Here is a 15887-nt window from a genome sequence, read left to right as displayed (position 1 = left end):
CCCCGCTTTCCTTCCGCAGCCCCGCCCCATCTCCGACGTGACGCCGCGCTAGGCTAGTAGGCATGTCGATCGCATCAGTGGAAGCGCAAAAACAGCTTGACCGTATCGTGGCCTTGGGCTACCCGGACGTGGCGGATATGAGCGCCGCCGCGTTCCGCGCGCTGGCCCGTCCGTTGATCTCCGCGCTGGAGCAGAGCGATCTGGGCTCGAATATTCTGCTGGTGCCCACGCGCGAGCTGGTTTCGCCGGAATCGCTGATCGCCCGAACCTCGATCAACCGCATGGCCGGGTTCACCACGATGCCCCCGCGCGATATCGCCAGTTTCCTGCCACAGGACGGTTTCATGCCGCCGGAGGGTCCGTTCTACTTGGTGGTCGATCCGCATACCGGCACCTGCTATGTGAACCGTGAACCGGATGTGGCCCGCAAGCTCATCGATTCCGACGAACGTCTGCCGCTCACGCTGGAAGAGGGCCTCGCCATCGCCACCCAGCATCCGGAATGGCTGTTGGAGAAGAACGGCTTCAATCTGCTGGGTTCGCGTTCGGCGGACGGCCGTGTGCCGAGCATCTGGATGAGCCAGAATGCGCCGCGCCTGGGAGCCGTGTGGCCCAACTCGCGCCATACGTGGCTGGGTAACGCCTACTGCACCGCGCGTCGCGGCGTGAGCCTGTTCCGGTAGTCCCCGCTAGTCCCGCAGTCGTTGCTTGCGTGCGTTCGTTTCTCGGTAGAATGATGCCATAGTGCATCATTCGACGAGAGAGAAGAACGACGATGATTTGTCAACGATGTGGTGCTGTCAATAATGGGGGTAGCCGATTCTGCGAGCAGTGCGGCGCGCAGCTGCCGGCCGGTAGCGCGGCAGCGCAGCCGAATCAGCCGGGTGTGACCGCAAATCAGGTCCCGGCACCGGGACAGAACGCTGCTTGGCCGCCCGCTCCGGGGCAGGCCGCGTCCGGGCCGTCCGCGCCGATGCCGATGCCTGATCAAACGATGATCGATCATCCGCCGCTGCCCGGTACGTCAGGTACGCCCGCGCCCGCCCCCGGTACGCCGGGCGTCCCCGCGCCCGCCGCAAACGCTCCGTACGCAGCCTCCGGCTACCCAACGAACTCAACAAACCCGACCGGCCCGTCCGCGACTCAGCCCACGACCCAACCGGTCCCGCCGTCCTACGCAGCTACCGCCGCCGTCAAGCGCGGCCCGAACAAGCTCGTCATCCTGCTGTCCATCATTCTTGTGGCCCTGCTCGTGGCCGGAACAACCCTGTTCTTTACCTACCGCGCGGAAATGTGGGGCGGCAAGGTTCTGCCGGATGCGGCGAGCATCGCCAGCGGCGTGACCAGCAAAAACGGCAAGAAATCGGTGGTCAAGGCGAAGGACATCACGGCGGCGCTGAAAGCCAAGGGCCTGAAGGTCAAAACCGTGCCGGTCTTCTCCGGCGAGGAGCGCGGCGCATTCCTCGGCTACGAGGGCGCTCAGGCGGGCGCTCGCGTCAAGCAGGGCTCCACGGTCACCGTGCAGGAGTCGGCCGGCCCGGGCGTGCCGAAAGACACCGTGGGCAAGGACGTGAACAAGGTGACCGATACGTTCGCGGATATGGGCGTGCCGGTGCACTACAAGAAGGTCGTCATCGCGCAAGACAGCAAGACGCCGGAAGGTCAGGTCGCCGTCACCTACCCGGCACCAGGCGTGGGATTGACCGAAGACGAGGAGAGCGACGGCATCTACATCGGCGTGGCCTCGAAGGGCGACGGCATTCCGGTGGACATCCTCGGCCAGGAGAAATCCGACGCGGTCAGCGCGCTGGAGGCGGAAGGCTATAACGTAACGCTCAAACCGCATTATTCGTCCGAACAGTACGTGGGCAAAATCTCAGGTTCATACCCGGCACCGGGCTCGGAACTGAGCTCCGGCGAATCGGTTACGCTGTATTACGGCATCGATAAAGACAGCAACATGGATGTGCTGAGCCGTGACAACTCGTATAACGGGCGGATGGCCAGCATACAGGCCAGCGCGATGATCGGCATGTACTGCAAGAACGAGGTGAAGGACGCCTCCAAGGATTGCGTCACGCTGGAACAGTCTTCCTCCACCCCGTACGGCGGTACGACGTCCGACGATTACCAGTACCTGCACATCAAGGGCGAGGACGAAGACAAAGATCATATTCTTGGCCTCAGCAATTTCTCGCAAGACATCAGCGGCGCGATGTTGTCCGCCGATCAGTACACGGATCCGAACAAGCTGCCGATGAAAAACCATCTGCTGCTCAAGGATTGGGGCATGTTCGAACTGTACGCCGGCATGGATTTGCCGAACTGTGGCACGACAACCATGACCGGTTCTTCCGTAGGAGAGTATTGCATCGACGGCGTCTATAAAATGGCCGATTTTTCAGGCGATACAATGACCCCGCCGGCCGGCGCCGAACATTACAATGGTCCGACCGGATTGACCTACGAGATGAAGGATTTCGTGGTCTATTTCCCGGTGGGCTCCGATGTGGATTCGCTGGAATCGTCCGGCTACTTTGACGCCGATGAACTGGCGAAGGCCAACAAGGAAGAGAAGATCGACACCACCCGTCCGTTCATTCTGGTGCGCGACAAGAGCCTGTACGACTCCACCAGCGACCCAGTTGACGACTGGGCGCATCAGGTCGATCCGTTCGTGCCCACCAACAAGTCAGCAAACGGATACCAGAATGAGATGGAGCCGATGAAGCCGGCACCCAGCGGCTCGACCGTCTACTATCTCATGGAGCAAAACGGCGACCTCGACTGGGATTCCCTGCCGGACGCCGACGTGAAGGTTCCCGCATCCAAGAGCGACGCCGATTCGTCCGATTCGTCCGATTCGTCCGATTCGTCCGATTCGTCCGATTCGTCAGACAAGTCCACGTCGAAGAAGTCGGCCAAAGACATGACCCTGCAGGAAATCCGCTCGACTGTGAGCGGCGGCGATTTCACGCCGATCGCCGGCAAGTACTGCCAGAAGGATAACTCCTCGTGCATCACCATCGACGACACCGGCAAGGCGACTTCGTCCGGTTCGAAGGACCTGTATATGAGTCCGGATGATCATACGGTGTCCAAGTTGCAATTGGCGGATGCGGATCCGAGATGGGTGCCCGAAGACGTCGGATTGGACCTTAAGGGGCCGGACAGTGACTACCAGTGCGGCAGCTACCGCGGCTCCGACGCGTGCTACAACGGTGACGAGTTTTTCTCCGAAGCTGAGATTTTCAAGCCGTTCGAGGTGGCGTACATACCGGCCGGCACCAGCTCCAGCAAGCTGGAAGGTCTTGCGGCATCATCGTATTCATCGTCATATGTAGCGGGCAAAGCCAAACCCGACAGCAGTAAGGCCTTCCTGAAAATCATCTACTATCACATGAATGAGGCGCCGCTTGACGAGACGGTGTACTACCTGACCGAATAGTCGGCGAGCGGTGACGTGAGGGCGCACATAGCCTCATCAATCGCCGGCTGATTACGGCCACGCAAATCCCCTGTGCCGGTACTGTGAACGATCGGGTGTCCGCGGCCGCGCGCCTCTACACTGTTGAGGCATGACGAGCTTGCGATTCCGCGAAGACGGCAGCTTCCGCGTGCTGCAAATGGCCGACGTGCAGGACGGCCCCGACGTGCGCCCGGACACGATCCGCCTCATTCGCGAGGCCATCCGCGCCTCCGACCCGGATCTGGTGGTCTTCACCGGCGACCAGATCCGCGGCTACGATCCCGCCTATATCGACACCTTCCTGCGCCGCCGCGGCGAGGAGCCCGGTGCCCGCGTCCGCGCCGTCACCGAGGTGGAGGCCAAGCTGCGCGGCATCAAACGCAGGCAGGTGCTGCGCAAGGCCGCCGGTAAAGCGGCCGGCCGCGTGGCGGGCCGTCTGACCGAGGCTGGTCGCCCGGTACCGTCCGCAATCGCCGGTATCGCCGCCGCTTCTGCCTCGTCCGCCGAATCTATCGCCGATAGCAACGTAAGTGACGGCAACGTCACCGGTGCAGTCGCCAACACCGTCACCGATAACGACGCCAACGCACCGGTGACGATGGACGAACTGATGGACCAGACCCGCGAGAAAGTGCGCCGTACGTTCGCAGGATTCCTGAGCCCGATTATGCAGGCGGGCGTACCGTTCGCCGCCACGTACGGCAACCACGACTTCCAGTGCGGCATTCTGGCCGAGGAACAGGATGATCTGTACCGCGAATTCCCCGGATGCATGAATCCGAAAGACAGTCTGGAGCCCGGTACGTTCGCGCTGCCGATTGAGGCGTCCGATGGGTCCGGCCGTGTGGCGATGGCCGTGATAATGGTCAATTCGGGCGATTACGCCGGCAAGCCGGAAGAAAACGACGTGCAATACCCGGCGTATGTGGTCAACTCGCGTGGCCTTGATCTGGCCGATTCGGACGGCTATGGCACGCCCACGCCCGAAGCGCTCGAATGGCTGGGCACAGTGCAGGATGAGCTCGGCGCGCGCAATGGCGACGGCAAACCGGTGCCGGCCATCGCCTTCCAGCACATTCCTCCGCAGGAATTCTACGACTGCCTGAAGGAGGTGCCGGCTTGGACGCCGAACGCGGTGGAGGGCGCGCGTGCCTATGCCGGGCACTGCTATGTGCTCAATCATGAGATTTGCCGCCCGGGTTCGCGATTAGGTGAGGCGATCGGATGCGCGGACGAGAACGTAGGCGAGGTGGCGGCCCTCAACGCGGCCGGCGGGTATTTCGCGCTGTTCTGCGGGCACGACCACAAAAACGCCTTCGTGGGCCACGCGCATGGCATCGACTTGGGGTATGCGCCGACCTGCGGATTCGAATGCTACGGGCCGAAGTCCCGATACCGCGGAATCCGTCTGTTTGAATTCCACGAGAGCAACCCGGCCGGTTACGTGACCCGCATGCTCACGTGGGGCGACTTGGTGGGCCGCTACTCCAGCAACGAGGTGCGCGTGTGGTTCGAGGACCACTGCATCACCGATGCGATCGGCGTGCGCAACGAATTGCGTCGCCCGCAGGTGTTTGCGGTATTGGCCGGCGCGATGAGCCTCGGCTTCCTTGCCATCGTGCGCTCGCTGATTCGCGGACGGTAGGGCAGGAGCGTACGTCGGTTTACGTCAGCGTACGTTTTCCCAGAGTAAATCCCGCGTCATCTGGAAGAACGTACGCTTATTCTCACTCAGCGTACGTTCTTCCAGATAAGGGGGAAATTAGTCTGGAAAAACGTACGCTCTGTGCGGCCAACAAACAAAACGCGCTGTGAGCGTCTCTCGCGAGTCACTCACAGCGCGTTTGTCGTAGTAATCACGTTAGGTTGCGTTGATCACGCGCGATTGGGGGCGACTGAATGCGTCCCGCGCGATCAACGCAACTCACGGTTTGCGGTCCGTTACTTGATCCGTTACTTCTCAGTGCGGATGAAGGTACCCTTGCCGCCGTCGTTGGCCAGCAGCCAGTCAGACGGGCCGTCCATCGAGCCGCGCTTGACCATCAAGGACTGCGCGTCCTCAGGCAGCGATTCGAGGTCGGTGCCGGCCGGGTAACCGGTGAACGTGCCGCACGGGCTGAAACCGGATTCGGTGGCCTTGGACGTGTCGTCGATCTTGAAGGCCGAAGCATCGCATTCCAGCGTCACGGTGCCGTCCGAATTGGACTTGGCGGACTTGAACTTGCCGGTGAACTTGGTCTTGATGCGCGGGGCGGTGGCGGTCGGCTCGCCGCTCTTCATATCGGCCTCATCCACGGTGCCGGAGAAGTTGCCCTTCTCGTCCAGCGAGATGGTGGTGTACGCGGAGCCGTCGGCGGCGATCGTGTAGGAGTACTGGGATCCGGCCAGATCGGAGAACACCTTCAGCGAGGCCGCGTCCGGCTCGTCGGACTTGGAATCCTTGGAATCCGAATCCGTGGAATCGGCGTTCGAAGCATCCTTGGACTCCGGCACCTTCACGTCCGCATCCGGCAGGGAATCCCAGTCCGGCTCGGTCGTTTCCACACGGTAGTAGGCCGTGGCGTCGCTCGGGGCCGGCTTCATCTTGACGATGCTGTCCCTGTTGCTGGAGTAGCCGTCGTACGGCAGGAACGGATTGGTGGTGTTGCCCCCGGCCTTGTACGGAGCAGTGGTGGTGTCGTACTGCGAGGGGTCACGCCACAGGATGAACGGACGGTCCGTATCCACGGCCTTCTCCTTCTTCGCGGCGGCCAGAGCGTCCGCGTCGAAGTAGCCCTTGCTGCCTTCCAGACCCTCAAGATCAGAGCCGGTGGGAACCACCAGGAACAGGTCCTGCATATGGTATTCGCCGCTGGTAGGACGGTTGCCGCCCACGCCGTTGGTGCTGTACATCTTGCCGTTGGACCAGTAGTTGGTCAGGCTCGGGTAGGGCATGAGTTCGAATGCGCCGTAATCCTGCGTGACCAGATAGTCGGCCTTCGTATTGCTGCAGTAGGGCTGCTGGATGGCGTCGCAGGCCACCAGATAATTGCCGTACTGGCCATAATCCGAGTAGTCGCTGCCGCCGGAGACCACCTTGTTATCCTCGATGGTGATGCACTTGCCGTCGTTGGTGCACCACTGGCCGTCGGCCGCATCCGTGGTGCCGAGCATCGCATCGCCATTTATTTCCGGCAGATCTTCGGCCTTGAACGCATCCTTTGTGCTCGTGGCGTCGATGCCCTCGTACAAGGTCACATCATCGCTGGAGCTCATTGTGGAGCCGGGGGCCGGGTCGGCGCCGGCCACCTTGCCCACGTACTGCTTGGAGGAGAAACGCTTCTTGACGGTTACGGTGTGGCCCTCGGATTCCAGCTGGGACTTGACGTCGTCCACGCTCTGGCCCATCACGTCGAGCGGCAGTGCGGAGCCGTCGGACTTGGTGGCCACGCCGAGGTAGATGCCCTTGTCTCGTTCGTCGTCCTTCACGCCGGTGCCGGCGGCCGGATAGCTGGAAACCACCGTGCCTTCGGGATTGGTCTTGGTGTCGGAGACGTAGACCTTCTTGTAGTGGACCGGCACGCCCATTTCGGCGAACGTGGAGGTCGTCTTCTCGGCCTTCTTGCCGATGGTGTCCTTCGGCACGCCCGGGCCGGCGGATTCCTGCACGGTGACCGTGGAGCCGGCCGCCACGCGGGCGCCCGCCTCGTTGTCCTTGTAACCCACGAACACGCCGGAATCCTTACCGGAGAAGACCTTCTCGGTCTTGACCTTCAGGCCTTTGGCCTTGAGTGCCGCCGTGACGTCCTTCGCCTTGACGGCCGAGGTCTTCTTGCCGTTCTTGTCGGTGACCGAGCTGGAGAACGATGCCGGGTCGGGCAGCGACTTGCCGCCCCATACTTCGGCGCGGTAGGTCAGGAACAGGGCCACGCCGGCCGCGATCAGCGCCACCAGTGCGACCGCGAGAATGATGATCAGCTTGTTCGGGCCGCGCTTGGCCTTGGCCGGTGCCGGGGCCGGCTCGGTCACCGTTGCAGTAGAGGTTTCGGTGGTCGGTGCGACAGGCTCCGGCTGGGCCGGTACGTCCTGTGCCGGAGCGGACGGAGCCGCTGGAGCCGCTGGTGCTGCCGGAGCTGCTGGTGCGACGGGTTCGGCAGCGGAAGTCGGTGCCGGGGTCGGTGCGGGTGTGTTGGCCGGGACTGGAGCCGGAGCCGGGGCGGCCGGGGCTGCAGCAGCAGAAGACAGCACAGTTGCGTCGTCCTCGACCGGAGCGCCGGCAGACAGTACCGTCTCGTCGGATTCAGGTTCAGCGGCGGCTGGTGCTGGGGCTGGGGTCGCGGGTGCGGCAGGCTGAGGCTGGGCCGGTGCGGTGGGTGCCGGGGCGGCGGGGGCCGCGGCTGCCGGCATCGGAATCGGCGGCAGGACTACTCCAGACGGGGTGGGCACTGCGGTGCCAGCTGCGGCTGCCGGCGTGGCCGGGGCAGCTGGAGCGCCGGCAAGCGGCGAACCGCAAGTTTCGCAGAACTTGTTGCCGTCTGCGTTCTCGGCATGACAATTAGGACAGAGCATAATCAAACTTCCTTCTGTGCTTGTCTCTTCCGATAGTCAAGAATATAGCGACCTCAGCCGTTGCCGCTGGGACTATGGGCCCGGCTGAGACGAGTCAGGCCGGACGGGTCAATCGAACGTATTTCGGCCGAATCGTTGGGGCCATAAGGTAACGACGTGCGGATATAAATCGCGCCCGTGCACTAAAGGCTCGGCGATTACCGAACCTGTGCGCGGGCGCAAGATTACAGGCAAAACCAATCAGCCGCGAACGTTGTAATCCGCAGACAGATCGTTCATGGCGTGCAGCAGCTTGTAGTAGAAGATGAATGGCCCCACGATGATGAACGCGCCGAGCACGCCCCACAGCCAGTACGTGGCGGCGCTAATGGTAGGCGTCATGCCGCGGGCGGCCTGTTCCTCGCCCACGCGTGTGCACATGCGATGGAACCAGACGAGGTATGCGATGCCAAGCGTAACCGGGCCCACGAGGAAGAACAGCAGGCAGTAGTGCATGGTCTTCTTGCCGTCGCGACGGGAAGCGATGAGGTTCAGGGATTCGCCGACCTCGCTCATCTGCCAGATGTCGTAGATACCGAGCGTGACCAAGCCCAGCAGGATGTACTTGAGCAGGCTGCGCTTGGTACGCAGCTGGCGGGCCGGACGGGCGCTGTACACGGCAGTGGGCTGTACGGGCTGCTGCGCGTACTGCTGCGGTGCACCCTGAGGCACGACGGCCGCCTGCTGCGGTGCGGGCTGCTGGTAGGCGGGCTGCTGGTACTGAGGCGCGGCGTACTGCTGGGCCTGAGGCTGGGCCTGTGGCTGCGGCATCTGCGGGACCGGCGGAACTTGAGCGGCACCCGGTTGCGCATACTGCGGCTGAGGTACGGAGTTCTGCCCGCCATGCGGCTGTGGCATCGGTGGCATCTGCGGCATGGGAGGCACATTCGGATTAGTCATGACTAACTTCTTCCCTCACGGCGGAAAGCCTCGTGCTCCCCGCGCACGATTCCGATTCTAATGTCGAAAGGTAGCGAAAGCGGGAGTTTGCCATGTTCTTGAGATGAACGTGGCGAGACGGCCGGGTGATGTGGCCGAGCGATGCGGCTAAGCGATGCGATCGGGCGGCAGAGGCCGGGCGATTCTTGAGATTCTTGAGACAGACGGGGTGTTGGAATGCCCCGTCGCTAGGATAGAGGGAGCCGCGCATGTTACGTACACGTAAATTGTGCGACCGGAAGAGGCCGCAAGGCCATACAGACCAATTGTATGAAGGTTTTCACACAGCAAAGGAGGAACAATGGGTCAGGATCAATCATCCGTTTTTGATCTCGCAGCGGTTGCCGCGGCGTCCAATGGGGGGAACAACGACCCGCTGCTGCCTCCGGCACGATTCATCGGAGACCCGCAGAAGCCCAGCCGCATGCCGTACAACAAGTACGCGGCCTATGACAAGCAGATTCCCTTTGATTACCCGGAGCGCACCTGGCCGGGCAAGCGACTGCAGCGTGCGCCGCGCTGGTGCTCCGTCGATCTGCGCGACGGCAATCAGGCTCTGGTCAACCCGATGGATTCTGAGCGCAAGCTGCGTTTCTGGAACCTGCTGGTCTCCATGGGATTCAAGGAGATCGAAGTGGGCTTCCCGTCCGCTTCCGAGACCGACTTCAACTTCATCCGCATGCTCATCGAGCGTGAGCTGATCCCGGACGACGTGACCATCGTGGTGCTCACCCAGTGCCGCGAGCACCTCATCCGCCGCACCTATGAGGCTCTGCGCGGTGCCAAGCGCGCGATCGTACACTTCTACAACTCCGTCTCTGTGCTGCAGCGCGAAGTGGTGTTCAAGAAGAACAAGGCCGAGATCAAGCAGCTCGCCACCGACGCCGCCGAACTGTGCAAGCACCTGGAAGGCGAGGCCAAGGGCATCGACCTGTACTACGAGTACTCGCCGGAATCCTTCACCGGCACCGAGCCGGAGTACGCCGTCGAGGTGTGCAATGCGGTGATCGGCGTGATCAAGCCCACGCCCGAGCGTCCGATGATCATCAACCTGCCGGCCACCGTGGAAATGACCACGCCGAACGTGTTCGCCGACGAAGTGGAGTACGTCTCCACCCATCTGGACGACCGTGACGCCGTGGTGCTCTCCCTGCACCCGCACAATGACGAAGGCATGGGCGTGGCCGCCACCGAACTGGCCCTGCTCGCCGGTGCCGACCGCGTGGAAGGCTGCCTGCTGGGCAACGGCGAACGTACCGGCAACGTGGACCTCGTCACCCTCGGCCTCAACATGCTCACCCAGGGCATCGATCCGCAGATCGACTATTCCAACGTGCCCGAGATCCGCAAGACCGTCGAGTACTGCAACCAGATCAAGATCTCCGAGCGCCACCCGTACGCCGGCAACTTCGTGTTCACCGCGTTCTCCGGCTCTCATCAGGACGCCATCAAGAAGGGCCTTGAGGCCCGTCAGGTGGCCGCCGACCGCGCCGGTGCCGATCTGGACAGCTTCGTGTGGCTCGTGCCCTACCTGCCGATCGACCCGAAGGACATCGGCCGTACCTACGAGGCCATCATCCGTGTCAACTCGCAGTCCGGCAAGGGCGGCATGGCCTACCTCTTGAAGACCAACCACAACCTCGACCTGCCGAAGCGTCTTCAGGTGGAGTTCGACAAGATCGTCCAGAAGTTCGCCGACGACACCAAGAAGGAAGTCAAGGACGAGGATATCTGGCGTCTGTTCAAGGACGAGTATCTGCCGGTCGAGCAGTCCGGCATGACCGCGGCCGGTGTGGTCGTGGGCGATACCCACGACGCTTCGCTGGCTCCGTGGGGCCGTTTGAAGCTGCTCAAGGTGGCCATCAGCTCCGGCGAGGACGGTTCGGATACCGTGCTCAAGGCCCGCGTGCTCGATCGCGGCGTGAACGTCGGCGAAGATGAACCGGTGGAGCGCGAGGTTTCCGGCATCGGCAACGGCCCGATCGCCGCCTTCCTCAACGCCATCTCCAACTTCGGCGTGGATGCCTCCATCATGGACTACGTGGAGCACACGATGTCCGTGGGCACCAACGCCATGGCCGCCTCCTACGTGGAATGCCAGGTCGGTGAGGCCGATGACGCGCAGATCGTGTGGGGCGTGGGCATCGATTCGTCCATCACCACCAGCGCCCTGAAGGCCATCATCTCCGCCATCAACCGTTCCCAGCGCAAGCGCTGAGTGCCGTAGTGCGTCGTGGTGCGGCGTGGCGGCGAGTTCGGCGCGGCCCGGCACGGTGTACGTCCGGCGGCCACCAAGTGTGGTGGACGTACACCAGCAGGCCCTGAGCACAGTGCCCGGCCCTGAGCGCGGCGAGCGTGCGCATCCGCAGTGTCGGTGTTGACCATAAACCGCCATAAACCGAGAGCCCTGTATTGGCTGTTCATCAGCCAGCACAGGGCTCTCGTCGTTGTATTCGGTTCTTTGGCATCCGTTCCCATGCTCAAGCGTACGTTTTTCCAGACTATATTGTCCTTCATCTGGGAAAACGTACACTGAAGGTGACTGAGCGTACGTTCTTCCAGATGAGAGGGAAATTAGTCTGGAAAAACGTACGGTGACGAGTCAGACGGCGGACGGTGGCCCAGTAACCGGTCAGCAGATCACGAATTGCCGCCGTTACCACCGGTCGAACCGTCGGTGCTGCCGGAATTGCCGTTGGGTTTGCCGCTGTCGGTGCTGCCGGAATTGCCGCCGGTTCCGCTGTCGCCTCCGGTGCCGTCGTTGCTGTTGCCGGTTCCGCTGCCGTTACCGTTGCCAGAATTGCCCGGATAGTTCGGGCAATCGGTGGACGACGTCGGATCGTTCAGGCACTGCTGTGCGAACTGCTGCTGCTTTTCGGCTTCGGCTGCGGCCTCGTCGGCGGCCTTCTGCTGAGCCTCCTGCTCGGCCTTCTTCTGCGCATCTTCGGTGGACTGCTTGTTGCTGTCCGTGCTGGTCGAGGACGACTGGCCCCTGCCCAGACCCCACGTGCCGTCCGAGCCGCCGATCTTGCCGTTGTCCTTGGCGGTGGGGAACTGCTCGACATCCGTACCGGCCAGCGCTTGCGTCATATATTCCTGGAACAGATGCGCCGGGTAGCCGGTGGAGGAGACGCCGTAGCCGGAGAAGGCCGGCACCACCTGCGGGTTGCCGTTCGCATCGGGGTTCCAGATGGCCCACACGTTCATCAGACTCGGCGTATAGCCCACGAACGAAGAGGCCATCTCGTCGTTGGCGGTACCGGACTTGCCGGCCACCGGGCGCCCCAGCGCGGTGCTGACGCCCGCCGCCGTGCCGTACGTGGTGGTGCCCTGCATGGCCTTCTGCACGAGTGCGCAGTCGTTGGCGTCGAACACCTGCTCGTTCTCGCTGGGAGCGTTGTACAGATCTTTGTTCTTGGCATCGAGCACGCGAGCCACCATATGAATGGTGTTCTTCTTGCCGTTGTTGGCGATGGTGGAGTGGCCTTGTGCCAGATCCCAGACGGTCAGCGCGTTGATGCCAAGCACGTTGTACATCGAGTCGGCGTCGATGTCGCCCTGGATGCCGGCCTCATGCGCGATTTCGGCGGTGCGCTGCGGCGTCAAATGCTCGTTGATGTTCATGAACACCGTGTTCACCGAGTTGGCGGTGGCGTGGTACAGGTCGATGTTGCCCCAGTTGTTCTCCAGCGCGTTATTCACTTCCTGATCCAAGCCGGCGAAATGCTGGTGAGAATTGCCGTTGAACAGGGTATCGAAGCTTACGCCGGACTGCGCCGCACCCAGCAGCGCGAACGGCTTCATGGTGGAGCCGGGTTCGAATACGGCCTGATCGCAGTTGTTGAGCTGCTTGGTCAGGTAGTCCGAGCCGGCGTACACCGACAGGACCGCGCCGGTTTTCGGGTTGAGGGCTATGCCGCCGATCTGTAGTGACTCAGGCATGTCGTCGAGGCGGGTGTCGCCTATGGACTGCATGACGTCCTGCTTGTCCTTTTCGATGGTGGTGATGATCTTGTAGCCGCCGGTGTCCAGATCCTCCTTGGTGAAGGCCTTGGACTGCACCAGTTCGCGCTCCACCATGTCCAGCAGATAGCCGTTCGCGCCGGCGTAGTCGTTCTGCTGGGCCACGGGCGCGGTATCCGGGAACTTGGCTTCGGACTTCTGCTTGGAGGAGATGTAGCCGTCCTCGCTCATGATGTTGATCACACGCTTGAAGCGGGACTTCGCGATATCCGGGTTATCTGCCGGATCCCACGTGGAGGGGGAGGGGATGATGCCGGCGATCATCGCGGCTTCGGAGAGCGTCAAATCCTTGGCGTCCTTATTGAAGTAGGCCTTGGCCGCCGCTTGGATGCCGTAGGAATTGCGCCCCAGATAGATCGTGTTCATGTAGTTGCACAGCACTTCGTCCTTGGATTCGGTCTGTGCGATCTTGATGGCCAGAATGGCCTCGCGAGCCTTGCCGGAGTATGTGGTGGTCTCGCCCAGGTAATAACGCTCGGCATACTGCTGGGTGATGGTCGAGCCGCCTTGGCGGGTGCCGGTGGTCACGTTGTTCCAGAACGCGCGTGCGATGCCTCGCAGATCCAGGCCCTTGTCGGTGTAGAAGGTGCGATTCTCGGAGGCGACGATGGCGTTGCCGATGTAGTCCGGCAGGCCGTCGCAGGAGATGATTACGCGGTTCTGCTCGGCGTAGGAGCCGATCGGCGTGGTGCCGTCCGCGTAATATACGGAGGTTTTCTCCGCCAGCGCGAACTTTTCGGGCTGTGGAACCTCAGTGGTGGTGTACAGGTATGCGAATGCCGCGATGGCTGCGGCCACGCCCAGCGCGAACAGGCCGAAGATAACGCCCAGCACCCATTTGAGTACGCGATGCTTGCCCTTCTTGCCGCCGTTCTTCTTGCGGTTCGGGGCCCTGTGGCTGGTGGCTTTGTGGCTTGCTGCATGACGGGACCGGGTTGGCCGGCCAGCGGTGCCGGAGCCCTCCTGCGCGATGCGACTGCGGCTGGTACGGCCGGCGCCGGCGGCCGAATTGGAGCCGCTGTACGCTGTGCGCGGTTGGCGCATAGCGGGGCCGTTGCCGCCCGAATGTGCACGACGAGTATAAGAAGCCATGATGTCCACCGTAACCTTTGGCCTTGAACAATCGTTTGACGTGAGCGCAACCATGCTGGCTTTCCAGTGGTATTTTCCCTGAATTCTCACATTTGATTGTGGTGGCTGAATAACGGCTGGACGTGGGCTGGAGGGGGGTGCGACGCGCGTTGGCGACAACGCTGGTCCACCCGTCTCCATACACTTGGCCGAAGCCTCCACGCGGCGCTATGTCACCCAACTCCCCCAGGGCAGGAATGCAGCAAGGGTAAGTGGCCTCTGACGGGTGCGTGGAGGTTTTTCTATCTTTGCCGGAACGCTAGTGGTGGGGCCTGGTGCGTCTCGCCAGACCGTAGGCTTGGCCGAACGGTCTTGAGTGTGTCGGGCGAGGCGCATCAGGCCCCACCGTGTAACTGGCACATGAGAATGTGCGGGTTTGGTCCCGGGCTCGCAATGATGCGGCCTACTGTCCGGGGCGCGGCCGTACAGTCGAACGTATGAATGACGCACCGCAACCCACTATCCGTGATCCGCACAAGCCGGCCGGCCTCGTCGGCGACGGCGCGATTCCCAAGCCGCCTACGCCGCCGTCCGCGCAACGGCATACGAATCAATCGTCTGCCCCAATCGATCCGCTGGCCGCGCTCGGCCCCGACCGCAGCGCAACGTCCATCCATGCAAACGGCCCGCGGGTCTGGGGCATAGACAAGGCCCCCAGCACAACGGCTTCGGACGTCATCGACCCGAACGCAACCTCCGCAGTCACTACAGCGGAACTGGACCGAGGCCTCGCCAGACTCGACCCGCTGACCGTGCGCCCACGCATCTCCAGCCGTGTGCTGTGCGTGGTGTTCGGACTGCTGTTCATCGCCGCGGCGTTCGGCGTGTGGTGGGGCTGCGTATGCACTGCCGCCGGTCAGTCCTATGACGAAATGGTGTATTCGGCGCTGGCGGACCGTGTTGCCGCATGGAATCAGGCGCTGGTGGGAGCGGTCGTCACGGACTCGGCCCGTCACTCGATGCTGGTGATCGGCGTGAGCGTGCTGCTGGGCGGCATCGGTGTGGTCGCGGCGTTGGTTCGTCGCCGTTGGTGGCTGATCGGGCAGCTTGCGGTGCTGGCGGTGCTGTGCCTGGCGGCCACGCGTCTGAAAGGACTGCTGCCGCGCCCGTTCCTGATCAATACGTCTTCGTCGCCATCGAACTCGGCCCCGTCCGGCCATACGATGCTGGCCGCGGCCGCCGCCGTGATCCTGCTGCTCGCCGTGCCGCGCGCCGCCCGCGCTGTGGCGGCGGTCGTCGGCGCGACATGGTCGGTGATGGTCGCGGTGTCCGTGATCGTCGGCGGTTGGCATCGGCCGTCGGACGTGGTGATGTCGATGCTGTTGGTCGCCGGGCTTGCCCTGCTGGCGATGGCCTTCACGCGCACTTCCGGCATGGATGCGCCGGGACAGCGCGTCTCCTCGGTGAGCGTACAGATCCTCGGCAGCGTGATGATCACCGCCGGTCTGCTGCTGCTCGGCTACGCCGCCTACCTGATTTGGCAGGTGGTGCCCGGCCTGGGCATCAGCGCCAGCTGGGCGGTGGACGGTGCGGTGATCAGCGCGTTGACCGGCATCTGTGGCGTTGCGGCGCTCGCGTTCGGCTTGGTTCTGGCCCTGCGGCAGATCACGGCCGCGCCGCTGAGCCGTCTCGGACTGATCGGTGCGCCTCCTGCGCCGCCACAACGGTGAAATTTGGCAGTCGGGTATGATTCGTGAGTATTATGACGCCAGAAACGTCGTATGTTTCGCGGAAGAAG

General features: G+C 62.8%; 8 protein-coding genes and 1 other RNA gene. 6 read left to right on the top strand and 3 right to left on the bottom strand.

Annotated features, from left to right (window positions below):
• Positions 1-62 precede the first annotated feature (62 nt).
• The 3 genes from CUU80_RS07035 (at position 63) to CUU80_RS07020 (ending at position 5114) form a co-directional block, all read left to right on the top strand.
• The gene (locus CUU80_RS07035; RefSeq protein WP_100496590.1) at positions 63-683 is read left to right on the top strand and encodes a DUF5701 family protein; all 621 of its coding nucleotides are present in this window, start codon (positions 63-65) and stop codon (positions 681-683) included.
• Positions 684-775: 92 nt separating this feature from the next.
• The gene (locus CUU80_RS07030; protein ID WP_243388684.1) at positions 776-3448 is read left to right on the top strand and encodes a PASTA domain-containing protein; all 2673 of its coding nucleotides are present in this window, start codon (positions 776-778) and stop codon (positions 3446-3448) included.
• Between the two features lie 130 nt (positions 3449-3578).
• On the top strand, positions 3579-5114 hold the full coding sequence (locus CUU80_RS07020) for a metallophosphoesterase family protein (protein WP_165775872.1): 1536 nt from the start codon (positions 3579-3581) through the stop codon (positions 5112-5114).
• A gap of 308 nt (positions 5115-5422) precedes the next feature.
• On the opposite strand, the gene CUU80_RS11115 is transcribed toward CUU80_RS07020, so the two are convergent.
• Together CUU80_RS11115 and CUU80_RS11245 are read right to left on the bottom strand one after the other, a co-directional pair.
• Positions 5423-8017, bottom strand: a complete 2595-nt coding sequence (locus CUU80_RS11115) for a PASTA domain-containing protein (protein WP_100496589.1) — start codon at positions 8015-8017, stop codon at positions 5423-5425.
• A gap of 240 nt (positions 8018-8257) precedes the next feature.
• Positions 8258-8956: a DUF4234 domain-containing protein gene (locus CUU80_RS11245; RefSeq protein ID WP_243388683.1), complete on the bottom strand. Its 699-nt coding sequence runs from the start codon at positions 8954-8956 to the stop codon at positions 8258-8260.
• 340 nt (positions 8957-9296) lie between these two features.
• Here CUU80_RS11245 and leuA point away from each other — a divergent pair, with 340 nt between their 5' ends.
• On the top strand, positions 9297-11213 hold the full coding sequence (gene leuA / locus CUU80_RS07005) for a 2-isopropylmalate synthase (protein WP_100496588.1): 1917 nt from the start codon (positions 9297-9299) through the stop codon (positions 11211-11213).
• Positions 11214-11635: 422 nt separating this feature from the next.
• Here leuA and CUU80_RS07000 read toward each other — a convergent pair whose 3' ends face one another.
• Entirely contained in the window at positions 11636-14110 is a 2475-nt protein-coding gene (locus tag CUU80_RS07000; protein WP_243388682.1) for a transglycosylase domain-containing protein, read from the bottom strand.
• 188 nt (positions 14111-14298) lie between these two features.
• Between CUU80_RS07000 and ffs the strand changes: the two genes are divergently transcribed.
• An RNA gene (gene ffs / locus CUU80_RS06995) (signal recognition particle sRNA small type) lies at positions 14299-14395 on the top strand.
• Between the two features lie 191 nt (positions 14396-14586).
• Positions 14587-15819, top strand: a complete 1233-nt coding sequence (locus tag CUU80_RS06990; protein WP_100496586.1) for a phosphatase PAP2 family protein — start codon at positions 14587-14589, stop codon at positions 15817-15819.
• Positions 15820-15887: the final 68 nt, after the last annotated feature.

The sequence above is a fragment of the Bifidobacterium scaligerum genome (assembly GCF_002802865.1).
GTDB classification, from domain to species: domain Bacteria; phylum Actinomycetota; class Actinomycetes; order Actinomycetales; family Bifidobacteriaceae; genus Bifidobacterium; species Bifidobacterium scaligerum.
The sequence above is the reverse complement of the archived record's forward strand: the minus strand, read 5'-3'. Positions and strand labels throughout refer to the sequence as shown.